This is a genomic window from Synechococcus sp. BIOS-U3-1 (assembly GCF_014279975.1).
GTDB lineage: Bacteria > Cyanobacteriota > Cyanobacteriia > PCC-6307 > Cyanobiaceae > Synechococcus_C.
Window position 1 is genome coordinate 422,299 of sequence record NZ_CP047936.1, and the last position, 24,901, is coordinate 447,199.

Below are 24,901 nucleotides of genomic sequence, written 5' to 3' on the forward strand. Positions count from 1 at the left end.
GTTGCGTTTGACGAGCTGGTGGATGCGGGCATCAACAAGCCCGCTCGTTACATGGGACAGGAGCTCGGCGTGCAGCCGAGGGACTGGCATGCCGCCAGGGTTCGCTGGGCTCTCACCTATCCCGAGCTTTATGAGGTGGGCTCCAGCAATCTGGGCCACATCATCCTCTATTCGATTCTCAATGCCCTGCCTGGGCAGGTGTGTGATCGCTCCTATCTCCCTGAAGCGGATCTTGCCGAACGGCTCAAGCAGCGTGAACAGGCGCTGTTTGGTGTTGAGAGCCGCTGGCCCTTAAACGCTTTCGACATCCTTGGCTTCAGCCTGAGTTATGAACTTGGAGCCACCAACATTTTGGAGATGTTGGCTCTCTGCAGGGTGCCGATCCGTGCGGCAGACCGCGGCGACCTGCCGCTGAGCGACCCGCAGGCCCCCCCGCTGATCTTTGCGGGAGGGCCAACAGCCACAAGCAATCCAGAGCCCTATGCCGCCTTTTTCGATTTCATCGCTCTTGGTGATGGTGAGGAGCTGTTGCCGGAGATCGGGCTGGTGCTGGCAGAAGGCAAGCAGGCAGGTCTAACTCGCTCGGCTCTGCTGCTTGACCTGGCTTTGGTGCCCGGGGTTTATGTGCCGTCTCTCTATGCCCTGGGGCCGAATGGAGTGAGCCTTGAACCGCTCAAGCCAGAACTACCTAAACGTGTGCTTCGACGGGTGGCTACGCCGATGCCCCATTACGCGATGGGTCTGGTTCCTCACGTGGAAACAGTCCATGACCGGTTGACAGTCGAAATCCGACGGGGCTGCACGCGTGGCTGTCGTTTCTGCCAGCCGGGGATGCTCACGCGTCCGGCGAGAGATGTGGAGCCCGAAGCGGTGATCGAGGCCGTTGAGACGGGGATGCGTCAGACCGGGTACAGCGATTTCTCATTGCTTTCGCTTAGCTGTAGTGATTACCTTGCGCTCCCCGCTGTGGGAGTGGAGCTGCGCAATCGGCTTGCGGATCGCAATGTCACGCTTCAGCTCCCCAGCCAACGGGTCGATCGTTTCGACCAGAACATCGCCCACATCCTTGGAGGTGCACGTAAGGCCGGGCTCACCTTTGCTCCGGAAGCCGGCACTCAGCGCCTGCGGGACATCGTCAACAAGGGTCTCACCGACGATGACCTTCTGCAGGGCATCCGTACGGCAATGCAGAACGGATACCGCAAGGTCAAGCTCTATTTCATGATTGGGCTACCGGGAGAGACCGATGCCGATGTGATCGGCATCGCCGAAACCTGCCGAATGCTTCAGGAGTGTTGCCGCGATCTGGGCCGCCTCAGCCTTAACACCACCATCAGCAACTTCACACCGAAGCCCCACACACCCTTTCAGTGGCACAGCGTTTCTACAACCGAGTTGCTCCGCCGTCAGCAACTCCTACGTGATGCTGGTCGACGCCTTCGAGGAGTGCGCTTCAACTTCACGGATGTGCGCCTTTCGGCGATGGAGGATTTTGTAGGTCGAGGAGACCGGCGGTTGGCGCCTGTGATTGAAGCGGCCTGGCATGCAGGTGCGGGAATGGATGCCTGGTTCGAGGCCCTGGATCGCACCTACAACGCCTGGACCAGTGCCATTACCCAGGCCGGACTTGAGGGGCGTTATCGGCAGATGGAGCTTGGTGGTTGGAGTGCAGTGTCGTCGCTGGATCGTGATGACCTTGAGGCGTTCTGCCAGCAACCCCTGCCCTGGGATCACATCGACAGCGGGATCGACAAGGGTTGGCTCGCTCAGGATCTGCAGAATGCGCTTGCCTCGAGCGTTGTGCCCGACTGTTCTTTTGAGGCGTGTAGCAGCTGCGGTGTCTGTGGTCCTGATCTGGGGCACAACGTTGTGGTGGTGCCACCTGTAGTCCCAGTGGCCAGACCTCAGCAGGCCCCACCGAGTGACCGTGCTTGTCGCATTCGCTTTCGCTTCAGCAAAACCGGAGCGATGGCGCTACTTAGTCATCTTGATCTGGTGCGTCTTCTCGAGCGGGCATTGCGTCGATCCGAGCTGCCCGTGAGTTTCACAGGTGGTTTTCATCCATTGCCTCGGCTTCAGCTTGCACTTGCGCTCCCGTTGGGAGTGGAAGGGGAAGGCGAATGGATGGACCTGGAATTCGTGGAGACAGTGGATGCGCTGATGGTGAAGCAACGCTGGCAGCAGACGTTGCCACCGGGATTGCATCTGATCACGGCTGAGGAGGTGGCTGTGTCATCTCCGAGCCTTGCTCAGCAGTTGCAAGCCAGCCGCTGGCGTTTTGTTCTCAGTGGCTCTGAGCTGCTGTCGCAGAGTGAATCTGCCACCTGGTCGCAAGCGATCTCGACTCTGCTTGCGCAGAAAGAGCTGATCTGGGAGGACACCGATAAGAAGGGTCGTCCGCGTCGTCGTGATCTTCGTGAACTGCTCCAGGATCTGCGCCTTTTGGAGCAGCTTGAGCCCTGTTCCGGTGAGATTGGCTCCAGGGCGGAGCTGGAGCTGCGCGCTGCCGTTGATTCTCAGGGTCGCAGCCTCAAACCTGCCCAGTTGCAGTTCTGGCTCTCGCAACATCTGGGGTTGGACTTGTCACTCTCCCGTGTTCGACGGGTAGAGCTGACTCTGTTGCAGTGCTAAATTCAACTCAGGACTTCAATCCAGAGGCTTGAGCCACGGATTCGTCCCGGCCTTCTTGTCCCAATCATTGTTTGGAACGAGAGGCCTAGGCCTCCGCTCCAGCCAGCGCCTCAGCGCTGATGTGGACCGGCCATAGGAGTGCTTCACTCCGTGCCATTTCGACCTCAGGGTCTTCTCAAAGCAATTCCAATTCACCTCCGATCAACGAGCCCAGAGGCTCACTGGCCGGTCTCTGCCCTGACGGGCGTCGTCAGTTCCTGTTTATGCCCCAGCAAATCGTCATCGCCGAGCAGCTGCGCATCGCGGCGGTTCTGTCCGATGACCGTGTTGATGAGCTGATCGTGGCGCAAGGCCGCTATCAGATCGGTGACGTCTACTTCGGAACGGTGGAGAACGTGCTCCCCGGAATTGACGCCGCCTTCGTGAACATCGGTGAGAGTGAGAAAAACGGTTTCATCCATGTGAGTGACCTGGGCCCGCTGCGCCTTAAAAAAGGTGCAGCAGGAATCACAGAGCTGCTTGAACCGCGCCAGAAGGTGCTTGTTCAGGTAATGAAAGAGCCCACCGGCACGAAGGGCCCTCGCCTCACCGGCAATCTGGCTCTGCCAGGCCGTTATCTGGTGTTGCAGCCCAGTGGCCAGGGAGTGAACATCTCCCGTCGCATCAGCGCCGAAGGGGAGCGAAATCGCCTCCGAGCTCTCGGGGTGCTGGTGAAACCGCCGGGTGCAGGTCTGCTCGTCCGCACGGAAGCGGAGGGAGTCAGTGAAGACCAGCTCATTGATGACCTCGAGTCCTTGCTGCGTCAGTGGGAAGCGATTCAGAAAGCAGCTGAAACCGCTTCGCCGCCTGTTCTGCTCAACCGGGATGAGGATTTCATCCATCGGATTCTGAGAGACCACACGGGCCCTGATCTGGCTCGCGTGGTGCTCGATGATGCAGCCGCAGTTGACCGAGTGACCACCTTCCTGGGCCAGGAAGGTGCCCACGTATCAGTGGAGGCACATACCGAATCCGACGAACTGCTTGAGCACTTCAAGGTGAATGCCGCGATCCGTGATGCTTTGAAGCCGAGGGTGGACCTTCCCTCCGGCGGTTACGTGATCATCGAGCCCACTGAGGCTCTCACCGTGATCGACGTGAACTCGGGTTCTTTCACCCGTTCTGCCAATGCTCGTGAAACGGTTCTCTGGACCAACTGCGAAGCAGCTGTCGAGATTGGACGTCAGTTGAAGCTCCGCAACATCGGGGGCGTGATTGTCGTCGACTTCATCGATATGGATTCCCGTCGTGATCAGCTGCAGCTGCTGGAGCATTTCATGACGGCGATGCGCGATGACATGGCACGCCCTCAGATCGCACAACTCACTGAGCTTGGCTTGGTTGAGATGACGCGTAAGCGTCAGGGCCAGAACATTTACGAGCTGTTCGGTCGAGTTTCCCCTGGTTATGAGGCAGTGCTGCCTGGCAAGGATCTTCCTCAGCCTCAAGCTGCCGCCACAGGCCTAGTGAGAACTACGACATCGGCTCGTGCAGAAGTCCCTGCTCCTACTGACTCAGGAGGAGGCCGTCGTCGTCGTGGTGGCCGCGGCCGTGTGAATGGATCCATCGAGAACAAGGTGGATCCGATCGTTGAAACCATGGTTGCCGGTGAATCCACATCGGATGCGACCGAGCCAGCGGGCGCCAATCGCCGTCAGGACCCTGAATTGGTTGCTGTGCCAATGGACGATGACCAGGAAATGGTCTTTGGTTGGTTGGGGCTGAATCCTGTGCTTCTGCTGGATCCACCTCCTGATAATGACAACCTGCTCGTGCGTGTGGTGCGACCGGGAGAAGATGCCGACTCGGTCCTTGAAGATGCACGCCAGCAGTTGGCAGCAAGTTCAGGTCGCCGCCGTCGCCGCGGCTCCCGCGGTGGTCGAGGTGGAGCACGCAATGGTTCACCTACTCCAGCACCTTCGCCCGTGTCTGGCCCGGAAATGGCTGAAGAGGCACCATTGCTGGTTGAGATCACTCCGCTTGAGGTGATTCCCGTCAACGACGTTCCGACAGCGTCGCGAACAGTCGCGATATCCGAGTCACCGGTCCCTGAACCTGTTGCAGCAGCAGTTGTCGAGCCTGAGAAGCCCCCTGAAGAGGCCCGCTTAGGTCGTCGTCGCCGACGGTCTTCTGCGACCGCCGAGTGATTGCTGGAGTCGATGAGGTGGGCCGTGGATGTTGGTTCGGGCCTGTCTTCGCTGCTGCAGTCAGTCTCACTGAGGCTGCCGGGAATGAACTCTCTGATCTCGGCCTGACCGATAGCAAAGCCCTCTCTCCTAAGCGTCGAGCTGCGCTGGTTCCCGAGATTGAAGCACGAGCGACCAGTTGGGCCCTGGGCCAAGCGGCTGCGCGTGATGTAGATGGGAAGGGGATCAGGGTGGCGACGGAACTCGCCATGCTTCGAGCTCTTCAAAAACTCCCACACACTCCAGAGTTGGTGCTGGTTGACGGAGTCCTGCCCCTGCGCCTCTGGACAGGACCTCAGCGCACCATCGTGCGTGGTGACAGCTGTGAGGCCTCGATCGCTGCGGCCAGCGTTCTGGCAAAGGAAGCGCGCGATGCCTTGATTCGTCGGTTGGCACGACGTTTCCCTGGCTACTCACTGGAACGCCATGCGGGATATGGCACCGCTCAACATCGAGCTGCCCTGTTGGCTTCAGGTCCCACTCCGATGCATCGTCGCACCTTCCTCACCAAGGTGTTCTCCGGGGTCTGAGCGCTGCCCCGGACTTGTTGTCATCTCGGATGGTGATTGCAGAGCCCAGTCGTGGAAATCTCGCACCAACTGTCGACCGACCCGACCTTTGATCGTCATCAGGATGCCGTTCAGGATCGATTCTCCGGTGCTTTCCAGCACCCGTCTTGGAATCAGCTTCAGCAGTGGTGGCTGACTGACATTTACGCCCAGTTTGGCCTCGCCCTGCAATCCTTGATCCGTCACTTCCAGAAGCGCTTCCAGGCTCAGTTGGAAGTCATCCACAAGTCCGAGCCCCTCCAGGCTGGCGTCTGTCGCCTGAATGGAGATCGTTCCATCTCCCTGCTTGATCTTCAGTGAAACGACAGGACAGACCTGCAGCTGAAACACTTGCAGTGTGGTGACGGTGTATCGGTAACGACCTGGAGCGATCCGGTCGAGCTGACGCGCATCCAGCAGAGCTTTGATCACTCGGTCTTCCTGTTGCAGGTAGCTGCGCAGGTGCTTGGTCTGGTTGGCGACCGGCAGATCGAGATGCTGACTGGCGTGGAAGGCAAGGGTCATGCCCCTTGTGCTGACGCGGCATGATCCTATCGATGCAAGTGCTTGGATCCATGCCGATTCGGATGGCGTTTCTAGGGCCGGAAGGCACCTATGGAGAGCGAGCGGCCAAAGAAATGATCCGGCTGGAACAGATCAGTGATGCTCAGTTGGTGGCATGCACTGGGCTCCGTTCAGTGGTCGACCACGTGGCTGATGGTCGTTGTGAGGCTGCTGTGGTCCCAGTTGAGAACTCCGTGGAAGGTGGTGTCACGGCCAGTCTTGACGCTCTCTGGTCTTATCCCGATCTGTGCATTCGACGCGCTTTGGTTCTCCCGATCCGGCATGCCCTGCTCAGCAGTGGTTCGATTGAGAGCGTGACGGAGGTGCTGTCTCACCCCCAGGCGCTGGCGCAATGCAGCGGCTGGTTGGCAACCCATTTGCCACAGGCGCTGCAACTCCCGACCACATCCACTGCCGAAGCCGCTCGGATGGTGAAGGGCAGTCGATTCAGAGCAGCGATTGCTGATCGGTCCGTTGGTGAACTGCAGGGTCTTGGTGAACTGGCATTCCCAGTCAATGATGTTGTGGGCAACAGAACGCGCTTTCTGCTGCTTCATCGCGGCGAGCGTCTTCGTAGAGGTCAGCTCGCGAGCCTGGCGTTTTCTCTGCATCGCAATGCTCCTGGGGCCTTGATCGAAGCTCTGCAGGCGATTGCTGGTCTGGGCCTGAATATGAGCAGGATCGAGTCGAGACCGTCGAAGCGTGAGTTGGGTGAATACGTGTTCTTTGTGGATGTGGAATTGCCAGCTTCCGGCGCAGATGCTGTACTGACCAAGCTCCAGACACTTCTCCACCCTCTGTGTGAGCATCTGGCTGATTTCGGCGCTTATCCCAGTTCGGAATTCAACTAATCAGTGGCGAGCCGAAAGACGCCGAACTGCATCATTCCCCGAGCGAACGCCCAGCGCATCAGCATCATCGTGGGCGTTTCACGCAGGCCTTGGAGTAAGGCGGGTGGGCCGAGTCTGAGCACCGCTGAGGGGCGGCGAAATCCCTCCAGGATCGAATCGTTCCAAGAAGGAAGAGTTGCTCTGGTCCAGTCATCTGTGTCGATTAGCCCCCTGCGCTGACCGCTGCATTCCAGGTTGTGCTGGAACCCCGGGATGCTGGCGAATTCAGGATGAGCCCACTGAGTCAGCAGCTGGTGCATCACCCAGCGCTCGCGAGCATCCAGAGCACCGTCGCGAGGATCGCGACGGTTCCAATCGGCGACAGCCAGAGCTCCACCTGGCTTCAGAACCCGGAGAAGTTCATCAGCAAACCGTTGTTTGTCTGGCATGTGTGGGCCTGCCTCCACACTCCACACACCATCGAATTCAGCGTCCGCAAGATTCAGGTTCAGCGCGTCCATTACGTCGAAGCGGCAGGACAGGTTGTCCGGCGTTAGATCCGTAGCCCGTTGGATCTGTGCGGGACTGATGCTGATTCCAAGCACGTCAAAGCCATAGTCCCTGGCAAGAATCCTGGCGCTACCGCCAATCCCGCAGCCCACATCGAGCACTCGTGAGCCGGGAGGCAAGCGATCCAACCCACTCCAATGCACCAATTCGTGCACAAAATCGGCTTTGGCGCGACGGAAATCCCGTCGCATTGGAGGATCACCGTAATGTCCTAGATGAACGTGCTCACCCCAAAGGGTTTCGAGCAGACGGTCTTCAGTCCAAGCGTCATACGCAGACGCGACACTGTCACTGGAGTGATAAGTCCGGCTGCGTCGAGTCCAGAGTGCGTAGGTACCTGCAACGACGACGAGCCCGATCGCGGCCGGAACTAAAAAAGTGGAGAGAGACATCAACCGTTGCCCGAATCGGCGGAGGAGAGGGTGTCGCGGAGGACCGTGCGTGCTGCCAACTGACGACGGGTTTCATCGAGCATTTCGAACTCCTGTTCCAGCCGGATACGGGTACTCGTGAGCTCCAGAAGTTCCTGCTGTTGATCTGCTACGGGGCCGCCGAGGTGAGCACCGATCCAAAACGACAGTTCCCTTGGAAGGTCGGGCAAATCGTCTGGAAGTGCGGTGGGAGAGTCTGTGAGCTTTCCTGTCAGCTCAACAACGTCTTTCAGGGCTTGGGTGACGGAACCACTGAGGGTATGAAGTTGTTCGAGGTCGATTTCTGGCTCATCCTCGATCCAGCTCACCATGGCGCTGCGAAAGGGAGTCTCTCGAGTCACATTCAGAACCCTGAAGCGCTGTTGTCCAAGCGTCACAATGTTGCTGCGACCGTCGTCGCCTGTCTGATGCTGAATCACTTCTGCACAACAGCCGACTGTCGCCATGCTCTGGCTGCGGGGATCCCAACGAACGATTCCAAAGCGTCGATCGCTTTCGAGAACGCTCTGCAGCATCATGCGATAGCGCGACTCAAAAATGTGCAGTGGCAGCACGTCGCTGGGGAATAGAACGACATCCGGCAGAGGAAAGAGAGGAAGTTCTCTGACGGACAGGTCAGCCACGCACGAAATTGCTGAGGAATCGAATCTTAGGCAGCTGACCGAATGACCGTGCTGGGCTCAGAGCTTCACCTCAATATCCACTCCGCTGGGCAGATCGAGCTTCATCAAGGCATCAATCGTCTTGGCCGAAGGGCTGTAAATATCAATGATTCGGCGATGAGTGCGGGTCTCGAAATGTTCGCGTGAATCTTTGTCCACGTGAGGGGAGCGGAGTACGCAATAAATCTTGCGCTTGGTTGGGAGCGGAATGGGGCCAATAGCAGTGGCTGCTGTGTTATCGGCGGTTTCAATGATCTTGTCGCAAGACAGATCCAGCATGCGGCGGTCAAACGCCTTCAAGCGGATGCGGATCTTCTGCTGGGCAATTGCAGTGGACATGAAGCGCGAAGAAATCTCCTAAGGAGATCACGAGAGGTGGATTGTCGAGGTGCAGATTGAACGTGTCGTGGCAGCGTTCAGTTCGTTCAGCAATGCTAGGGGATGGCCTGACCGTGGTCAGACCATCCTTGCCATCATCTCAGTGAGATCACTCGATGATCTTGGAGACCACGCCTGCACCAATGGTGCGACCACCCTCACGGATGGCAAAACGCATGCCCATTTCCATGGCGACTGGGCAGATCAATTCGCCAGTCATCTGGATATTGTCTCCGGGCATCACCATTTCCACGTTGCTGCCATCTTCCGCTGTGAAGGCGGTGATCTGGCCGGTCACGTCGGTGGTACGGATGTAGAACTGCGGGCGGTAGCCAGCGAAGAAAGGTGTATGGCGACCACCTTCTTCCTTTTTGAGAACGTAAACCTGACCCTCAAACTTGGTGTGAGGGGTGATCGAGCCAGGCTTGACGAGCACCATGCCGCGCTCGATGTCTTCTTTCTGAATGCCGCGAAGCAGTAGACCGACATTGTCTCCAGCCATGCCCTCATCGAGAAGCTTGCGGAACATTTCCACGCCGGTGACGGTGGTTTTCCGAGGATCTCTAATGCCGACGACTTCGACTTCTTCGCCAACTTTCACAATGCCGCGCTCGATTCGGCCTGTCGCAACGGTGCCACGGCCAGTGATGGAGAAAACATCCTCAATGGCCATGAGGAAGGGCTTATCGACTTCGCGTTCGGGCTCGGGAATGCTGGCATCAACTGCCGCCATCAGTTCTTCGATCTTGGCTTCCCACGCAGCTTCGCCTTCAATCGCCTTCAGGCCTGAGACCTGAATCACAGGGATATCGTCGCCTGGGAAGTCGTAGCTGGAGAGCAGTTCGCGGATCTCCATCTCCACCAGTTCGATGATCTCTTCGTCATCAACCATGTCGCACTTATTTAGTGCAACGACCAGAGCAGGTACACCCACTTGCTTGGCCAGCAGAATGTGCTCCTTGGTCTGAGCCATGGGGCCGTCGGTGGCGGCACAAACGAGAATGGCGCCGTCCATCTGAGCGGCACCGGTGATCATGTTCTTGACGTAGTCCGCGTGACCGGGGCAGTCCACGTGGGCGTAATGACGGGAGTCGGTCTCGTATTCGACGTGAGCGGTGTTGATGGTGATGCCGCGCTCACGCTCCTCAGGAGCACCGTCAATATCGGCGTAGTTCTGGACCTCTGCCTGTCCCTTTTTGGCGAGCACATTGGTGATCGCGGCGGTCAGGGTTGTCTTGCCGTGGTCAACGTGGCCAATGGTGCCGATGTTGACGTGGGGCTTGTTCCTTTCGAACTTCTCGCGTGCCATTTTGGTTAAAGAATCGGGGGTGAAATTAAAAGGGGGTAGAGATCAGGAATTGCCCTGATTCTTGGAGATGATGGCCTCGGCCACGTTGCGAGGAACATCCTCATAGTGGCTGAATTCCATCGAGAAAATACCCCGACCCTGGGTCATGGATCGGAGTTCGGTGGCGTAGCCGAACATCTCGGCCAAGGGCACCTTGGACGAGACCTTTGACGTGCCATCGTCAATTGCCTGACCTTCGACCTGACCTCTGCGAGAGGACAGGTCGCCGATGATCGAGCCAAGGAAATCCTCAGGGACCTCGACCTCGACCTTCATCATCGGCTCAAGAAGCACTGGATTGCACTTCTTGACCGCATCCTTGAAGGCCATCGAACCGGCAATTTTGAATGCCATTTCCGACGAGTCCACATCGTGATATGAACCGTCGATCATGGTGACTTTGACGTCGATCATCGGGAATCCGGCGATTACACCGGACTCACAGGTCTCCTTCATGCCCATTTCGGAGGGCTTGATGAATTCCTTAGGAACGACACCGCCAACAATTTTGTTGACGAATTCAAAGCCCGATTCGGGTTCGCCCGGCTCCATTTCGATCACCACGTGGCCGTACTGACCCTTACCACCTGTCTGACGAGAGAACTTACCCTCGCCTTTTGATGAGGCGCGAATGGTTTCGCGATAGGAGACCTGAGGAGCGCCGATATTGGCTTCCACCTTAAATTCGCGAAGCATGCGGTCCACCAGGATTTCCAGGTGGAGCTCTCCCATTCCGGCAATCACGGTCTGGCCAGTCTCTGAATCAGTTCTGACGCGGAAGGTGGGGTCTTCCTCAGCCAGTGAGACAAGAGCTTTGGAGAGTTTCTCCATGTCGCCCTTCGTTTTGGGTTCAACCGCCACGGAGATGACCGGTTCTGGAACGAACAGAGTCTCCAGAACAATCGGATCTTCAACAGAACACAGGGTGTCGCCGGTGGTTGTGTTCTTCAGACCCAGAACAGCGCCCAGATCGCCGGCGCGCAGTGCATCGACTTCCTCGCGGTCGTCGGCCTTCAGCACCACCAGCCTGGAGATGCGCTCTTTGTTGTCCTTGGTCGAATTGAGCACATAACTGCCCTTTTCGAGAACACCGGAGTACATCCGAACAAAAGTGAGCTTGCCGTAAGGATCAGCCATCACCTTGAAGGCCAGCGCACTGAAGGGGGCTTTGTCGTCGGACGGACGAACAGCCTCCTTGCCATTGGGCAGGACTCCCTGGATCGGGGGAACATCAACAGGGGCGGGCAGGTAGTCGACAACTGCGTCGAGAACAAGCTGCACACCTTTGTTCTTAAAGGCTGAGCCACAAAGAACGGGCACAAGGCCATGCTTCAGAACTCCCACACGAATACCGTTCTTCAGTTCATCGATCGAGAGCTCACCGGTTTCTAGGAATTTCTCAATCAGATTTTCGTCGTTCTCCGCAACGGTTTCCATCAGGACGTTGCGCCACTCATCCACCTGATCCTTCATGTCAGCAGGGACATCGGTGACTTCGATGTTCTGACCGAGATCGTCTTTGTAGATGTGCGCCTGATTGGCAACAAGATCAATAATGCCGCTCAGCTCGCCCTCAGCGCCGATGGGCAGCTGAATTGGAACGGCATTGGCCTTGAGGCGATCCTTGATCTGCCCGTGGACTTTGAGGAAGTCGGCTCCGGTGCGGTCCATCTTATTGACGAACACCATCCGGGGTACGGAGTAGCGATCGGCCTGTCGCCAGACGGTTTCCGACTGAGGCTGAACTCCTCCGACGGCACAGAACACAGCGATCACTCCATCAAGCACACGCATGGAACGCTCCACCTCAATGGTGAAGTCCACGTGACCAGGTGTATCAATGATGTTGATGCGGTGGTCTTTCCAGCTGGTGGAAATTGCCGCAGCGGTGATGGTGATGCCCCGCTCGCGCTCCTGGGCCATCCAGTCGGTCACTGCTGCACCGTCGTGCACTTCACCGATCTTGTGAACCACACCTGAATAGAACAAAATTCGTTCTGTCGTGGTGGTTTTGCCCGCATCAATGTGGGCAGCGATACCAATATTTCTGACGCGTTCCAGGGGAAAGGCGCGAGCCACAGGAAACTCCGGGGTGGGGCGTAAAAAGGCGGGTGAGATCCTACAGGTCCGCCCCGAGCAAACGAGGCTTCAGAGCGGTGTTGGATCAGTAGCGGTAGTGGGCGAAAGCCTTATTGGCTTCGGCCATCTTGTGGGTTTCTTCGCGCTTGCGAACGGCACTGCCGGCTTCATTGGCAGCATCCATCAGTTCACCAGCAAGCTTTTGAGCCATGCTGCGGCCATTCCGAGCACGCGAGAAACTCACGAGCCAGCGCAGCGCCATGGCTGTGCCGCGCTCCTGGCGCACTTCCATGGGCACCTGATAGGTGGCACCACCGACGCGGCGGGCACGCACTTCAACAAGAGGAGTCGCGTTTTTCACGGCCGTCTCAAAGAGTTCGATGGGGTCGCCACCGGTGCGGTCGCCGATCAGGCTGAAGGCATCGGACAGGATTCGCTGCGCCGTGGACTTTTTGCCATGCTTCATCAGCCGGGCCACAAGCATCGTGGCGAGTCGGTTATTGAACTGGGGATCTGGGAGGACCGGGCGCTTGACGGCGGCGTTACGGCGTGACATGGACTGTCAAATGAAGAAGGAACGGGGAAGGGTGAAGGTGATGGACAGAAACGATCCAGAAGGCGGATCGTTGGCGATCATTCCTTCGGAGACTTGGCGCCGTACTTGGAACGGGACTGACGGCGGTCCTTGACCCCTGCGGTGTCAAGAGTTCCGCGAATGATGTGGTAGCGAACTCCGGGGAGATCCTTGACGCGACCGCCACGGATCAGCACAACCGAGTGCTCCTGCAAGTTGTGGCCGATGCCACCGATGTAGGCGGTGACCTCGAATCCGGAGGTGAGGCGCACACGCGCCACTTTGCGCAAGGCCGAATTGGGCTTCTTGGGGGTGGACGTGTACACACGGGTGCAAACACCACGGCGTTCGGGGCAGGCTTTCAGAGCTGGCGATTTGGTTTTCGCTTTTGAGCTCTGGCGCTCGGTCCGGATTAGTTGCTGAATGGTTGGCATCGACGGTCGCGTAGCGGCCGGAGATCCGACCTGTTCGACAATCCATCACAATACTGGTTCGACCTGCCCGTTTAGATCAAAGGCGGCTGAAAGCATTACCGCAGGCACAGCAGCGCACGGCATCGCCGTTCAGGATCAGGAAGCCTCCGCCACTGATGTCACTTCGATAATCCAGTGTCAGCCCCTCCAACAAAGCGTGCTGAGCATCAGGAACATGCAGGGTGACTCCCTCTGCTCTGGCAACGGGTGTTCCGCTGAGTTGGCCTGGCTGAAGACGGATGATGTTCTGTTCACAGTGTCCGGCGGTGAGGTCCAGATGCATCACTCCTGGAGTGCCTGCAACAGCAGCCTGTCGCCCCAGTTCGGCGGCTGCAGTTGCGGTGATTTGCAGCATGGCGCCCTCAGACCGAAGTTTGGGAAAGGGTTCAGTTTGCCAGCCGTTGTTCAGCGGCGAACCAGCCCCAGACCGTTCTGCACCCTGGGCGTCACGCCACGCCCTGTCATCACGGTTCGATTGGCTGCAAGCAGTGTGGTGGAGCTACCACCGTCGAGGTTGAGGGCATCGAGCATTCCAAGCTGCTGGAGAGCCAGGGTCGTTTCCAGCAGCGTGGGATCACTGCCTGAAGTGCCTTTAAGTGTCATCAGCCACACATGACTTCGGTCCTGGGCGACGACCGTTCGCGGAGCTGAAAGTGATAGGAATCCGGCACTGAAACCTTCCTGACGACCTCGCAGGACAACTTGACCATTTTTCAGCAGAAGGGGGCCACCAGCCAGCACATGCGGTTGCTCTCCGACTGGATTGGATGGCTGCAAGCTAAAGCTGACCCGATCGCCAAGTTGAGCGGGAAGCGGTGCTCCAGCGCGCGAAACGATCAAGGAGCTTCCTACTGATAGAGGTACCCCCAGGCTCAATTCGGCGCGCCCGTGCTGGTCGATGGTGACGCCATCTCTCACGGTGATGGCCTGTTCCTCGCCGCTCAGGGCCTTGTAGACAGGGCCCCATGCGCGGTTGTAGCGACTCAACCCGCGCTGGACATAGCCACTGTTGAGAAACCCCAGCTTCCAGAGACGCCCTCCGTTGATCTGCATGGACTGGTCGAGGCGTAGACGGTTGAACAACAGTTTTTCCCCTGCTGCCCAGCCGATGGCACCCCGGTTCAGTATTGGTCCCGAAAGCCAGGTGCCATTCACACGCAGGGCGCCCAGGGGCAGTTGACGAACTCGATTGAAGAACCCTCCATTCACTGCCAATAAAGCCTGTTCAGGTTTGGCCAGTTGGCTGAGAAAGTGAATCCCGGTTTGTGCTCCTCGTGCAGCGAGCGGTCGCAGCTCGAGCGTTGTGCTGTTGAAGGGAACACCTGCCCTATAAATCTTGATCGGCTTTACTCCCACACGAAATGTGCGGGCATCCAGGATCAGTCCTTTGCGGCTTGCCTCCTGAATCTCTGGATTGAGCAGAGCCGATTGGAACGCATTCCCCGAGGTACGAACGCGGGTGGAACGCGACCTTTTCAACCCATCGATCACAAGCCGCCAGGGTGAGGCAAGGGTGAGCGTTGGACGATCGGCACTGCCCTCAAGTCGTAGGCCCTGCCTTTCGCGTTTGGTCTTCAGGCCGATACTGCGCAACTTGGCTTCTTGGGCGGCAGTGATTGCAACCCCGAGCAACAAGTCGTCGTTCAGCCGTTGCACCAGCGCGGGCCCGGTGAGATCGAGCACCAGCCGACCGGCCGTGCTGCCGCGCCCCTGACGCAGATTTTGAACCCTGGGTGCGTTCAGCGAGATCGACAGGACACCATTTCGATAGCGGGTCGCGACGTTGAATTCCTTGAACCAGGATGCTGCGTCAATCGCCACCTCATCAGCAAGAGAGCGCTTGGCCAGCGTCCGTAAAGGGACGCGTTGACCAAACCACTCCAGTGCTTCGCCACGTTCTGTCCCAACCCTCTGGAAGCCGAGTCGTCCGATCAGCACATCGAGCGGAATCCAGAGCTGGAGTGGTGAGCGTTGGTCGTTTCCGACCCATTGCCAAGCCCCCTTGGATTCAAGGTCTCCAACCCTCACTTCGCTTCCTGTGACTCGGTTTGCTGTGCGGACTTCGGTAACCGGGACTGGAGGAGGAGGCGTCAAAAACATCCGCAAACGCTAGCCGGGGTGGCCAATCCTTAGGATCGGATTTGCTTCGTGATGGATGTTGCATCCAGAGCGGAGTCAGCCCGACTGTTATCCAGGTCATGACTCACCTCACCGGCTCCTCCTGGCCTTACAGCGATAGCGCTGCGCCCCAGGCGGTAGCTGGTGAAAGGGATGCCTGTGGCGTGGGATTCCTGGCCCAAATGCAAGGGCATCGCAGCCATTGGGTGTTGCAGCAGGCCTTGCGTGGCCTCGGTTGCATGGAACATCGCGGTGGCTGCGGTGGTGACTCTGACTCCGGAGATGGTGCAGGTGTCTTGTGTGAAATCCCATGGACGTATCTCAGGGCGATCTGGCCAGAAGCCGCTGATGCCAAAGGGCTTGGAATGATGTTCCTACCCACAGACGCTGAACGTCGTCAGCAGGCTCGCCAATTTTTTGAAGCGGAAGCCGTTGCACTTGGTCTGCAGTTCTCCGGCTGGCGTGAGGTGCCTGTTGATTCGGCTGTGCTTGGGCCTATGGCCCGTGAAACTGCTCCTGTTATTGAGCAGTGGTTGGTCAATGGCGAGGCTGAAGGTGATGCCTTCGAGGCGTTGCTTCTACGACTCCGGCGGCGTGTTGGCGCTAGGGCCAGGGAATCGTGGGGGTTTGAAGGCTCACGTGATTTTTATGTGGCGTCCCTGAGCAGCCGAACCGTCGTCTACAAGGGCATGGTGCGCTCGGAAGTGCTCGCCAAGTTTTATGCCGATCTGCGCGATTCCCGTTTTGAAGTGAGCTTCGCGGTGTACCACCGGCGCTTCAGCACCAACACGCTTCCCCGCTGGCCATTGGCCCAGCCGATGCGGCTCTTGGGTCACAACGGTGAGATCAATACTCTGCTGGGCAATCTCAACTGGGCTAAGGCCTCTGAAGCCAGCCTCGCCGGAGTCTGGGGAGAAGCAGCGGACGACCTCAACCCCGTGGTGAATCCCGCTTTCAGTGATTCTGCCAACCTCGACGCCACCCTTGAGCTGATGGTGCGCAGTGGTCGTTCCGTCACCGACAGCCTGATCACCCTTGTACCTGAAGCGTTCCGCAACCAGCCGGACCTTGATAGCCGTCCTGATGTGACGGCCATGTATGAATTCAACGCTGGCATTCAGGAGCCCTGGGATGGCCCAGCTCTGTTGGTGTTTGCTGATGGCAAGCGTGTTGGGGCCACTCTGGATCGCAACGGTCTTCGTCCCGCTCGCTGGTGCTCTACGGAGGATGGTTTCGTGATTATGGGATCCGAGACCGGTGTGGTGGATCTCAGCGGCAAGACCGTGGTTCAAAAAGGTCGGCTCGGTCCTGGCCAGATGCTGGCGGTTGATCTGCAGACCGGCCAGCTGCTGGACAACTGGTTGGTTAAGGAAGACGCCGCCGGACGTTTCCCCTACGGCGATTGGCTGAAGCAGCACCGCCGCAATGTGCCTCCGCAATTTTGGACCCAGTCTCAGCAAGTCGGAGAACTCGACCTACTGAGACTGCAGACCGCTATGGGCTTCACGGCGGAGGATTTCGATCTGATCATCGGTGATATGGCCTCCCTAGGGAAGGAGCCCACCTTTTGCATGGGTGATGACATCCCACTTGCGGTGCTCTCGGATAAGCCTCATCTGCTTTACGACTACTTCAAGCAGCGTTTCGCTCAGGTCACCAATCCGCCGATCGATCCCCTCAGGGAACAACTGGTGATGAGTCTGGAAATGCATCTTGGCGAGCGTCGTCCGGCCTTGAAGCCTCAGGCGGAAGCCGCTTCGGTGATTCATCTCGATACTCCGGTTCTCAACGAGGCCGAGCTGGAAGAGATCAGCCAGCAAGGTCTTCCGGTTCAGTTCCTCTCCACCCAGGTGACAGTTGAATCCTGCACAGGTGGTTTCCGAACTGTTCTTGATGACTTGTGCCAGGCGGCTGAGCAAGCCGTGCAGGATGGTGCCCAGGTTCTGGTGCTCTCCGATCGCGTTAATTCCAACGCTGAGCCCACATCACTGACGGCCACCACGGTGGCGATGCCGGCACTTCTCGCCGTTGGCTCTGTCCACCACCATCTGCTGCGACGCAAACTGCGACTGCGCTGCTCTCTTGTGGTGGACACCGCTCAGTGCTGGAGCACTCATCACATGGCCTGCCTCATCGGCTACGGCGCCAGTGCCGTTTGTCCATGGTTGACCTGGGAAACCACCCGCCATTGGCTCCAACATCCCAAAACGAGAAAGCGGATTGAGCAGGGAAAGCTTCCCGACCTCAGTGCTGATCAGGTTCAGGCCAATGTGCGTCTCTCTCTGGAGAACGGTCTTAGAAAAATTCTGTCCAAGATCGGCATTTCGTTGCTGGCCAGTTACCACGGTGCGCAGATCTTCGAAGCGATCGGGCTGGGTGCTGATGTGATCGAGACCGCTTTCAGTGGCACGACCAGTCGGGTTGCCGGCATGACCCTTGCGGAACTGGCGAACGAAACACTCTCGATGCATGCCAAGGCTTTCCCCGAGCTGAACCGCAGCAAACTCGAGTTCATGGGGTTCGTTCAATACCGCAACGGTGCGGAGTATCACCGCAATAACCCAGAACTCTCCAAGGCTTTGCACAAGGCCCTGGCCCAGGGCCCCGGCTACGACCATTTCTCTACTTACAAGACCTTGCTTGAGAACCGTCCGGTGATGGCACTGCGTGACTTGCTGGAGTTCAAGGTTGCGTCGTCGCCGTTGCCCCTCGATCAGGTGGAGAGTGTGGAAAGCATTTGCACCCGTTTCTGTACAGGTGGCATGAGCCTCGGAGCTCTCTCTCGTGAAGCGCACGAAGTTTTGGCTGTGGCCATGAATCGCATCGGTGGCAAGAGCAACAGCGGCGAGGGTGGTGAGGATCCCGCCCGCTTTCAGGTCCTCACCGATGTGGATGACGTCGGCCGGTCCGTCGCCTTCCCCAGCATCGGTGGGCTTCAGAACGGTGATACCGCCTGCTCAGCGATCAAACAGATTGCCTCAGGCCGCTTCGGCGTGACGGCTGAATACCTGAGGAGCGGTAAGCAGCTGGAAATCAAGGTGGCTCAGGGTGCCAAACCTGGAGAGGGAGGCCAGCTCCCCGGTCCGAAGGTCGACCAGTACATCGCCTGGCTTCGCAACAGCAAGCCCGGTGTTGCGTTGATTTCTCCGCCACCTCATCACGACATCTATTCCATTGAGGACTTAGCCCAGTTGATCCACGACCTGCACCAGGTGCATCCTTCAGCGCCGGTCAGCGTCAAACTGGTCGCAGAGATCGGTATTGGCACCATCGCTGCCGGGGTGGCGAAGGCCAACGCGGACGTGATTCAGATTTCAGGCCACGACGGAGGCACGGGTGCTTCCCCGCTGAGTTCGATTAAGCATGCTGGTGGTCCCTGGGAATTGGGTCTCACTGAGGTGCATCGAGCTCTGCTCGAGAACGGCCTTCGCGACAGAGTTCTGCTGAGAGCCGATGGCGGTCTCAAGACCGGTTGGGATGTGGTGATCGCAGCTCTTCTCGGGGCTGAGGAATATGGCTTTGGTTCGATCGCCATGATCGCCGAAGGCTGCGTGATGGCGCGTGTTTGTCATCTCAACAGCTGCCCGGTTGGAGTAGCAACACAGAAGGAGAACCTGCGTCAGCGCTTCACGGGAGTTCCCGAGCACGTCGTGAATTTTTTCTGGTATGTCGCCGAAGAGGTGCGTCAGTTGATGAGTTTGCTTGGTCTGGCGCGACTGGAAGATCTCATTGGCCGCAGTGACCTTCTCAAGCCCAGAGGTGTGTCTCTGGCCAAAACCAAGTGCGTTGATCTCTCCAGCCTGCTTGCACCGATCAGTGGTTCTGAAGATCGCTCATGGCTTACCCATAGTGCTGAAGCTCATGGCAATGGGCCCATTCTCGAAGACCAACTGCTGGCCGACTCCGAATTGATGGCTGCTATTGAAAGTCAGCAATCCATTCGTCGCACAGTGGAGATCATCAACACCGACCGGAGCGTTTGTGCACGTCTCGCCGGTGAGATTGCCCAGCGCTATGGCAATCGTGGCTTTTTGGGTCAGCTGGAGCTCACCTTCCGCGGAGCTGCTGGTCAAAGCTTCGGGGCTTTTCTGGTTCAGGGCATGAATGTGCGTCTTGAAGGGGAAGCCAACGACTATGTCGGTAAGGGCATGAACAGTGGTCGTATCACGCTTGTGCCATCGGATTCCACCGCCAATCCCGGTGATCAGGTGATTCTTGGCAACACCTGTCTGTATGGAGCAACCGGTGGCGAGTTGTTCGCTCATGGGCGAGCCGGCGAGCGCTTTGGTGTACGCAATAGCGGTGCCCGCACGGTGGTTGAGGGCGCTGGCGACCATTGCTGTGAGTACATGACCGGAGGCGTTGTGGTGGTGCTCGGCAGCACTGGCCGCAACGTCGGTGCCGGGATGACCGGTGGCGTCACGTTCCTTTTGGATGAAGGTGATCGGGTGACTCCACGCGTGAATCCGGAGATCGTGGAGGTGTGCCCCATCACCACATCTGAGCAGGAGTCCACCCTTAAGGGTCTACTTGAACTGCATGTCGAGGCCACCGGCAGTGAGAAGGCGTTGGCGCTCCTTTCTGATTGGTCTGCGGCAAGAAGCCGTTTCAAGGTTCTGGTTCCACCCAGCGAACGAGCTGCAATGGGGCTTGCGGATAAACAGGCCGTTGCGGCCTGATCGATCCTCCGCACCATGCCCTGGTTCATCAAAACAGAAACCTTCACCCCGGAGACGGCCGCCCTGCCGATTGAGCAGAGGCGGCCTCACCTCAACGCGCATCGTCAATGGCTGTTGTCCCACGGCAATAGCGGACGTCGCATCCACAGCGGTTACCTGGTGGATGCTGAGCAGCGGCCGGGCGGCGGCGGCTTGTTGATTTTTGAAGCCAGCAGCTTTGAAGACGCTCACCGCTGGGTGCAGGCCGACCCGATGATTCAGTCCGGACTGGTGACCTGGCAATTGCAGGAATGGATCCAGATCGGCGGCGATGAGCTCTGATCGTCAGCGTGGGTGGCTGATCATTAGGCGTTGCACTTCACCGGCGTGATAGCTGCTGCGCGTCAGTGGACTGCTCACCACTTGCAGACAACCCAGCTCTTCTTCTCCGATGCGCCGATAATGGTCAAATTGTTCAGGAGTCACGAAGCGGTTCACAGGTAAGTGCCTTGGCCCGGGAGAGAGGTATTGGCCAATGGTCACGATGTCGACTCGGTGCGCGCGCAAGTCGCTCAGCACTCCGATGACCTCGTCATCGTTTTCGCCGAGACCCACCATTAGGCCCGATTTGCTGTAGGACCGAGGCCATCCATCCCTCACCCGTTTCAGCAGTTCAAGAGAGCGTTCGTAGCGGCCCTGAGGTCGAGCTCTTTTGTAAAGGCGTGGAACCGTTTCGATGTTGTGGTTGAGCACGTGCGGCGCAGCGTCCATCACCGTTGCCAACGCGTCCCAATTTCCACAGAGGTCAGGGATCAGTAATTCGATTGTGGTGAATGGAGAGCGTTGTTTCACCTGTTCGATGCAGGCAACGAACTGGCTGGCGCCTCCATCACTCAGGTCATCTCGATTCACCGAGGTGATCACTACGTGCTTCAGCTTCAGTCGGGACACCGCTTCACCGAGGCGTTCCGGTTCAGTGGGGTCCAGTGCTCGAACACTCTTGTCGAAGTCGATGTCGCAGTAGGGACAGGCACGCGTGCAGCCCGGTCCCATGATTAAAAATGTGGCGGTTCCCCCGGCGAAGCATTCGCCGATGTTTGGACAACTGGCTTCCTGGCAAACCGTATTCAGCTTGAGGTCAAGAAGCAGGTCGGCGACAGCTCCAATGCGTTCCCGCTGAGGGGCTTTGACGCGCAACCAGTCAGGTTTCAGAACTGAGGTCATCTTCTACAGTCGGGCCATCGGGATGTGGCGCAGCTTGGTAGCGCACTTCGTTCGGGACGAAGGGGCCGCAGGTTCGAATCCTGTCATCCCGACTGCACTAGGTCGTCATCAGCTCAGTGCGGCACCTGGGTAACCCCTGGGGGTCACCATGCGACCGTCCTGAACGCGACTGCTGCTGTTTCCTATTACCAACACCGTAAGCATGTCCACGTCTTCAGGCCGCAGGTTGCCCAGGTTGTGAAGGCTGACCTGCTCGTCGCTGCGTCCGAGCTGGCGTGCCATCACCACAGGAGTGGTCATCGGACGCGCGCAGAGCAGAATCTCCATGGCTTTTGCCAATTGCCAGTCGCGTTCCCTGGAGCGAGGGTTATAAAACGCCACCACAAAATCTCCGGCGGCAGCTGCCTCGATTCGGCGTTCGATCACCTCCCAGGGTGTGAGCCGATCGCTGAGAGAGATGGTGCAGAAGTCATGCATCAGTGGTGCTCCTGCCCTGGCTGCAGCCAGCTGCAGTGCAGAGAGACCGGGATGCACCTGGAACTGAGGACGTTCTGTCTCAGGCAGGTCCATCCAAAGCTGCAGCGCCAGCCCGGCCATGCCGTAGATGCCGCTGTCTCCTGAGGAGATCAGCGCAACACGGGCGCCCTGGCGGGCGAGATCCAGTGCCTGCCAGCAGCGATCCCGTTCCCGGGTGAGTTGTCCATCTAATCGGACCTGGTCGCAACGCCGCAGCGGTTCCAGCAGATCCAGGTAAAGGCCATACCCCACCCAGAGGATGCAGCGGCTGAGCGCTTCGCGGGCATCGGCAGTCAGCAGTTGCAGTGACCCCGGCCCACTGCCGATCAGATGGAGCTCTCCCTTCTTGGGTGCCAAGGGATGGATGGCCTCTGCGATCGCCACCGTCACGGCCCCCTTCTCGTTGCCCTCGGCATGAAAGATCCGTTTGGCCTGCAACAGCTGTGCGTCTTCTCCAGATGCCAGAAGTGCCGAGGCTTCCGCAACGGATGCTGTTCCCATCTCCGCCTTCACCACTTCAGAGGGCGTGGGCACGGCGACATCAGCGAGGGCAGGGCCACCGAACAGTCGCAGAGGCCAATTCCGACGCTCACAAAGGTGTAGCAGGGCCGGCTCGTCACCTTTGGCCTCAATGCTGCTGATGCCTGCCACTGCCTCCTTGGCCAGTCCTGCAGATTCAAGAGCGTGATCAACGGCTCTTTCAATCAGTTCAAAGCTGCTCAAGCGTTCGCAGCCGATGCCGATCCAGAGCGTGGCTGGATGCCAGCGACAGGGAGCCCCGACGGAGCGCGGACCGATGGCGAGCGCCAATTCTTGTTCGTTGGCTGCGGCAACGCCGAAGCCTTTGCCGGCGTCACTGTTGCGCCAGACGTCCGTTCCTGTTTGCTGAAAAATATTCAACGGTTGTCCAGAAGCCTGGAAGAGCATGAGTTCATGCCAGTCCTTTGATGTACCGCCACGCACCCATCCCCAGGCTTCTCCAAAAGAATCGAGAGCTAGGCGCTGCTGGCTCGCTGCATCACCCGTCAGCACGACCTGTCCCCCCATGGACGCAGCCAGGGCATGGGCCAGCTGCTCCGCTCCTGCTGCATGACCACCAATCAGGGGCACGATCTGTTGACCGCGTGCATCCATCACCACCACGGCAGGGTCGTTCTGCTTGTCGCTCAGCAACGGTGCGATCAGTCGTGTGACCGCGCCCAGTGCTCCGATCACGATCGTGGGTCCTCCGCTAAGCCACTGGCTCGTTAGAAGTTCCGCAGCCGGTGCGACCAACAGGTTGCTGGGAGGGTTCTTGAGTGCTGCGGCCGCCAGAGGTGTTAGCCCCACACGATCAGCCTGGCCCGCCTGTTGGAGCTGCTGAAGCAGGGGCCAGGCACTCACCGACAGGCCCAGTGCGAGTGACGCTTCCATCGGCTGGATGGAGGTGGTGTTGACAGCGTTCAGGGCTAGCGGCCTCAGTGAATCAGCGCTGGGTGCCATCCTCGTTCACCAGCTCCCTTGCTGATCCTCCCAGGCTGCTGGTGATCCGCAGCTTCTCTGGCTCGACGGCCGGTTCAGTCTTCCGGATATTGCGTTCGGGAACAGCCTTCTCGGCTTTGCTGGTCTCCAGAGACTTTTCTGTGTCAGCCGCTGCCGGATCAGTGACCCTTAGCAGTTCATCATCAGCTTCAATCTCTGGAGTTGAGGAGTCGATCAGCCCCTGGCTCGGATTATCCATCGAGTTGGCAGCGCCGACTGCTTCTGAATCCATGGTTTGTTCTTCGGTGGTTTGTTCGTCCATGGTTTGTGTCTCAAGCGTTTGTGTCTCAAGGGTTTGTCCCACTGGTGTGTGGATCTCTGTTGAGGCCTCTGCTTGTTCAGACTTTTCAGGTTCAGAAGCAGGCTCGGGTTCAGTTTGCTGCGATGTCGCTTCTCTCTCAGATGCCTGCTCTGGTTCGGGAATGGCTTCGCCAAGCAGGCGCGCCATCTGTTCATCGTTCAGCCTTGACTGCATCCAGATCGGACGGCCGCCGGGACGCGTAGAGGTGGCTCGCAGCTGATTGTTGAAGACTGGAGTGATCGGATCACCAAGGCCATCAAGTAGCTCCATTTGCACGCTGCCATTTCCGTTCCCTGGGGTTTTCAGCCAAAGGGCCTCCTGGCGATCCACAAGGAAACTGTCGCCATTCACGCTGATTCTCAGCCTCCAGCTGCCATCTCCCTCGCGCAGGTTCTGCAACGGTGCGTTCCAGATCAGCCAGTCGATCAGTAGAGGATCTCCGTTGTTGAGGTCGGAGGGGCTGACCACCGCAAGCCAGGGAGCATCCTGATCAGGCTGCGTTCCTGAAAGCTGTTGTAAGAGATCCAGCCGCCACTGAAGGCTGGCGCCCTTTGATTTCACGGCTTCACCCCAGGGCAAGGCGGCATAGGCGGTGAAGCGATGGCTCCCTGGGCTGAGATCGGGAAGCATGATCTGGAGTCGATCGTTGTCGGCGTGGCCGAAACGCAGCGGCGGACCGTCGTCGATCTGCAGGACTACATGAGCACCAAGGCCCAGCTCAGGATCCTCAGCCATTGGCCAATCCTCGATCCGCAATGAGAGTTCCACTTCACCGCTTTTCAGCAAATTGCCATCGGAGGGTCTGATCAGTTCAAGGCGGGGCGTATGGCTGCTCAAGGCTGCCTTGAATTGCTGTACAGCGCCCGGTGGACTGACTTCCTGCAGCCGACCTGATGGCGGCGTGACACTGACAATTTCAGTGGAGTGGTCTTGATTCCCTGAGCCTGATCCTTCCCAGGGCCAGGCCTGCGCGGCTGAGGCGGGAAGCACCAAGATCAACAAGGCAAGCAGAACCTGCAGCCAGTCATGGAGGTGGTGCGTCCGGCCTGATGCCGCCATGGGGCAAAGCTTGATTCAACCCATTCTGGGCACCCATGGGAGGGGCGCACTATTGGGAATGGTTTGCATTAAATAGATCGATATCTGCGGCCTGTTTGTGTTGTACAGCGTGGCTAATCGGGCACTGCTCGCTGATGCTCGGGCTGATCCAGACCCCTGGCCTGGACAGGCTCGCAGCCGGATTGAACCTT

At 58.4% G+C, this 24,901-nt stretch carries 19 protein-coding genes and 1 tRNA gene; 7 read left to right on the forward strand and 13 right to left on the reverse strand.

Going from position 1 to position 24,901, the window contains the following annotated elements:
* Positions 1 to 51 precede the first annotated feature (51 nt).
* The 3 genes from SynBIOSU31_RS01975 (at position 52) to SynBIOSU31_RS01985 (ending at position 5,386) form a co-directional block, all read left to right on the forward strand.
* Entirely contained in the window at positions 52 to 2,631 is a 2,580-nt protein-coding gene (locus tag SynBIOSU31_RS01975) for a TIGR03960 family B12-binding radical SAM protein (RefSeq protein WP_370593697.1), read from the forward strand.
* Positions 2,632 to 2,894: 263 nt separating this feature from the next.
* Positions 2,895 to 4,817 carry an Rne/Rng family ribonuclease gene (locus tag SynBIOSU31_RS01980; RefSeq protein ID WP_186491685.1) on the forward strand — a complete coding sequence of 641 codons (1,923 nt, stop codon included), beginning with the start codon at positions 2,895 to 2,897 and terminating at the stop codon, positions 4,815 to 4,817.
* Positions 4,814 to 5,386 (forward strand): ribonuclease HII, encoded by a 573-nt coding sequence (locus tag SynBIOSU31_RS01985; protein WP_186491687.1) that lies wholly within the window; start codon positions 4,814 to 4,816, stop codon positions 5,384 to 5,386. Before SynBIOSU31_RS01980 ends, SynBIOSU31_RS01985 begins: the two co-directional genes overlap by 4 nt.
* Here SynBIOSU31_RS01985 and SynBIOSU31_RS01990 read toward each other — a convergent pair.
* Positions 5,327 to 5,929, reverse strand: a complete 603-nt coding sequence (locus tag SynBIOSU31_RS01990; RefSeq protein ID WP_186491689.1) for a DUF1997 domain-containing protein — start codon at positions 5,927 to 5,929, stop codon at positions 5,327 to 5,329. The two genes, SynBIOSU31_RS01985 and SynBIOSU31_RS01990, sit on opposite strands and share 60 nt — an antisense overlap.
* Positions 5,930 to 5,979: 50 nt before the next feature.
* On the opposite strand from SynBIOSU31_RS01990, the gene pheA reads away from it, so the two are divergent.
* Entirely contained in the window at positions 5,980 to 6,819 is an 840-nt protein-coding gene (pheA, locus tag SynBIOSU31_RS01995; RefSeq protein WP_186491690.1) for a prephenate dehydratase, read from the forward strand.
* Here the strand turns inward: pheA and SynBIOSU31_RS02000 are convergent.
* The 9 genes from SynBIOSU31_RS02000 to SynBIOSU31_RS02040 form a co-directional block, all read right to left on the reverse strand.
* Complete coding sequence (locus SynBIOSU31_RS02000) at positions 6,816 to 7,760, reverse strand: methyltransferase domain-containing protein (RefSeq protein ID WP_186491692.1); 945 nt, start codon at positions 7,758 to 7,760, stop codon at positions 6,816 to 6,818. The genes pheA and SynBIOSU31_RS02000 overlap by 4 nt on opposite strands.
* Complete coding sequence (locus tag SynBIOSU31_RS02005; RefSeq protein ID WP_186491694.1) at positions 7,760 to 8,422, reverse strand: LON peptidase substrate-binding domain-containing protein; 663 nt, start codon at positions 8,420 to 8,422, stop codon at positions 7,760 to 7,762. The genes SynBIOSU31_RS02000 and SynBIOSU31_RS02005 overlap by 1 nt, the downstream gene beginning before the upstream one ends.
* Before the next feature lie 57 nt (positions 8,423 to 8,479).
* Positions 8,480 to 8,800: a 30S ribosomal protein S10 gene (gene rpsJ, locus SynBIOSU31_RS02010; RefSeq protein ID WP_006042265.1), complete on the reverse strand. Its 321-nt coding sequence runs from the start codon at positions 8,798 to 8,800 to the stop codon at positions 8,480 to 8,482.
* 148 nt (positions 8,801 to 8,948) lie between these two features.
* Positions 8,949 to 10,148 (reverse strand): elongation factor Tu, encoded by a 1,200-nt coding sequence (gene tuf, locus SynBIOSU31_RS02015; RefSeq protein ID WP_186491696.1) that lies wholly within the window; start codon positions 10,146 to 10,148, stop codon positions 8,949 to 8,951.
* A gap of 42 nt (positions 10,149 to 10,190) precedes the next feature.
* Positions 10,191 to 12,266, reverse strand: a complete 2,076-nt coding sequence (gene fusA / locus SynBIOSU31_RS02020; RefSeq protein ID WP_186491698.1) for an elongation factor G — start codon at positions 12,264 to 12,266, stop codon at positions 10,191 to 10,193.
* Positions 12,267 to 12,351: 85 nt separating this feature from the next.
* Complete coding sequence (gene rpsG / locus SynBIOSU31_RS02025) at positions 12,352 to 12,822, reverse strand: 30S ribosomal protein S7 (protein WP_066904590.1); 471 nt, start codon at positions 12,820 to 12,822, stop codon at positions 12,352 to 12,354.
* Between the two features lie 77 nt (positions 12,823 to 12,899).
* Positions 12,900 to 13,274, reverse strand: a complete 375-nt coding sequence (rpsL, locus tag SynBIOSU31_RS02030; protein ID WP_066904579.1) for a 30S ribosomal protein S12 — start codon at positions 13,272 to 13,274, stop codon at positions 12,900 to 12,902.
* A 76-nt stretch (positions 13,275 to 13,350) separates the two neighbouring features.
* The gene (locus tag SynBIOSU31_RS02035; RefSeq protein WP_186491700.1) at positions 13,351 to 13,668 is read right to left on the reverse strand and encodes an AIR synthase; all 318 of its coding nucleotides are present in this window, start codon (positions 13,666 to 13,668) and stop codon (positions 13,351 to 13,353) included.
* A 50-nt stretch (positions 13,669 to 13,718) separates the two neighbouring features.
* The gene (locus SynBIOSU31_RS02040) at positions 13,719 to 15,413 is read right to left on the reverse strand and encodes a phosphodiester glycosidase family protein (RefSeq protein ID WP_186491702.1); all 1,695 of its coding nucleotides are present in this window, start codon (positions 15,411 to 15,413) and stop codon (positions 13,719 to 13,721) included.
* Positions 15,414 to 15,511: 98 nt separating this feature from the next.
* Here SynBIOSU31_RS02040 and gltB point away from each other — a divergent pair, with 98 nt between their 5' ends.
* Together gltB and SynBIOSU31_RS02050 are read left to right on the forward strand one after the other, a co-directional pair.
* Positions 15,512 to 20,110 carry a glutamate synthase large subunit gene (gene gltB / locus SynBIOSU31_RS02045; protein WP_186491703.1) on the forward strand — a complete coding sequence of 1,533 codons (4,599 nt, stop codon included), beginning with the start codon at positions 15,512 to 15,514 and terminating at the stop codon, positions 20,108 to 20,110.
* Positions 20,111 to 20,125: 15 nt separating this feature from the next.
* Positions 20,126 to 20,431, forward strand: a complete 306-nt coding sequence (locus tag SynBIOSU31_RS02050) for a YciI family protein (protein WP_186491705.1) — start codon at positions 20,126 to 20,128, stop codon at positions 20,429 to 20,431.
* Between the two features lie 3 nt (positions 20,432 to 20,434).
* On the opposite strand, the gene lipA is transcribed toward SynBIOSU31_RS02050, so the two are convergent.
* Positions 20,435 to 21,313: a lipoyl synthase gene (gene lipA / locus SynBIOSU31_RS02055; protein WP_186491706.1), complete on the reverse strand. Its 879-nt coding sequence runs from the start codon at positions 21,311 to 21,313 to the stop codon at positions 20,435 to 20,437.
* An 18-nt stretch (positions 21,314 to 21,331) separates the two neighbouring features.
* Between lipA and SynBIOSU31_RS02060 the strand changes: the two genes are divergently transcribed.
* A tRNA-Pro gene (locus SynBIOSU31_RS02060) sits at positions 21,332 to 21,405 on the forward strand.
* Positions 21,406 to 21,421: 16 nt separating this feature from the next.
* Here the strand turns inward: SynBIOSU31_RS02060 and cobJ are convergent.
* Together cobJ and SynBIOSU31_RS02070 are read right to left on the reverse strand one after the other, a co-directional pair.
* Positions 21,422 to 23,242: a precorrin-3B C(17)-methyltransferase gene (gene cobJ, locus SynBIOSU31_RS02065; RefSeq protein WP_186492782.1), complete on the reverse strand. Its 1,821-nt coding sequence runs from the start codon at positions 23,240 to 23,242 to the stop codon at positions 21,422 to 21,424.
* A 52-nt stretch (positions 23,243 to 23,294) separates the two neighbouring features.
* Entirely contained in the window at positions 23,295 to 24,710 is a 1,416-nt protein-coding gene (locus SynBIOSU31_RS02070) for a hypothetical protein (RefSeq protein ID WP_186491707.1), read from the reverse strand.
* Positions 24,711 to 24,901 lie beyond the last annotated feature (191 nt).

What these genes read in the sequence shown, in the direction of transcription:
- SynBIOSU31_RS01975 (WP_370593697.1), top strand. Translation starts at nt 52, where the DNA reads ATGGGACAGGAGCTCGGCGTGCAGCCGAGGGACTGGCATGCCGCCAGG.
- SynBIOSU31_RS01980 (WP_186491685.1), top strand. Translation starts at nt 2,895, where the DNA reads ATGCCCCAGCAAATCGTCATCGCCGAGCAGCTGCGCATCGCGGCGGTT.
- SynBIOSU31_RS01990 (WP_186491689.1), bottom strand. Translation starts at nt 5,929, where the DNA reads ATGACCCTTGCCTTCCACGCCAGTCAGCATCTCGATCTGCCGGTCGCC.
- pheA (WP_186491690.1), top strand. Translation starts at nt 5,980, where the DNA reads ATGCCGATTCGGATGGCGTTTCTAGGGCCGGAAGGCACCTATGGAGAG.
- SynBIOSU31_RS02000 (WP_186491692.1), bottom strand. Translation starts at nt 7,760, where the DNA reads ATGTCTCTCTCCACTTTTTTAGTTCCGGCCGCGATCGGGCTCGTCGTC.
- rpsJ (WP_006042265.1), bottom strand. Translation starts at nt 8,800, where the DNA reads ATGTCCACTGCAATTGCCCAGCAGAAGATCCGCATCCGCTTGAAGGCG.
- tuf (WP_186491696.1), bottom strand. Translation starts at nt 10,148, where the DNA reads ATGGCACGCGAGAAGTTCGAAAGGAACAAGCCCCACGTCAACATCGGC.
- rpsG (WP_066904590.1), bottom strand. Translation starts at nt 12,822, where the DNA reads ATGTCACGCCGTAACGCCGCCGTCAAGCGCCCGGTCCTCCCAGATCCC.
- rpsL (WP_066904579.1), bottom strand. Translation starts at nt 13,274, where the DNA reads ATGCCAACCATTCAGCAACTAATCCGGACCGAGCGCCAGAGCTCAAAA.
- SynBIOSU31_RS02035 (WP_186491700.1), bottom strand. Translation starts at nt 13,668, where the DNA reads ATGCTGCAAATCACCGCAACTGCAGCCGCCGAACTGGGGCGACAGGCT.
- SynBIOSU31_RS02040 (WP_186491702.1), bottom strand. Translation starts at nt 15,413, where the DNA reads ATGTTTTTGACGCCTCCTCCTCCAGTCCCGGTTACCGAAGTCCGCACA.
- gltB (WP_186491703.1), top strand. Translation starts at nt 15,512, where the DNA reads ATGACTCACCTCACCGGCTCCTCCTGGCCTTACAGCGATAGCGCTGCG.
- SynBIOSU31_RS02050 (WP_186491705.1), top strand. Translation starts at nt 20,126, where the DNA reads ATGCCCTGGTTCATCAAAACAGAAACCTTCACCCCGGAGACGGCCGCC.
- lipA (WP_186491706.1), bottom strand. Translation starts at nt 21,313, where the DNA reads ATGACCTCAGTTCTGAAACCTGACTGGTTGCGCGTCAAAGCCCCTCAG.
- cobJ (WP_186492782.1), bottom strand. Translation starts at nt 23,242, where the DNA reads ATGGAAGCGTCACTCGCACTGGGCCTGTCGGTGAGTGCCTGGCCCCTG.
- SynBIOSU31_RS02070 (WP_186491707.1), bottom strand. Translation starts at nt 24,710, where the DNA reads ATGGCGGCATCAGGCCGGACGCACCACCTCCATGACTGGCTGCAGGTT.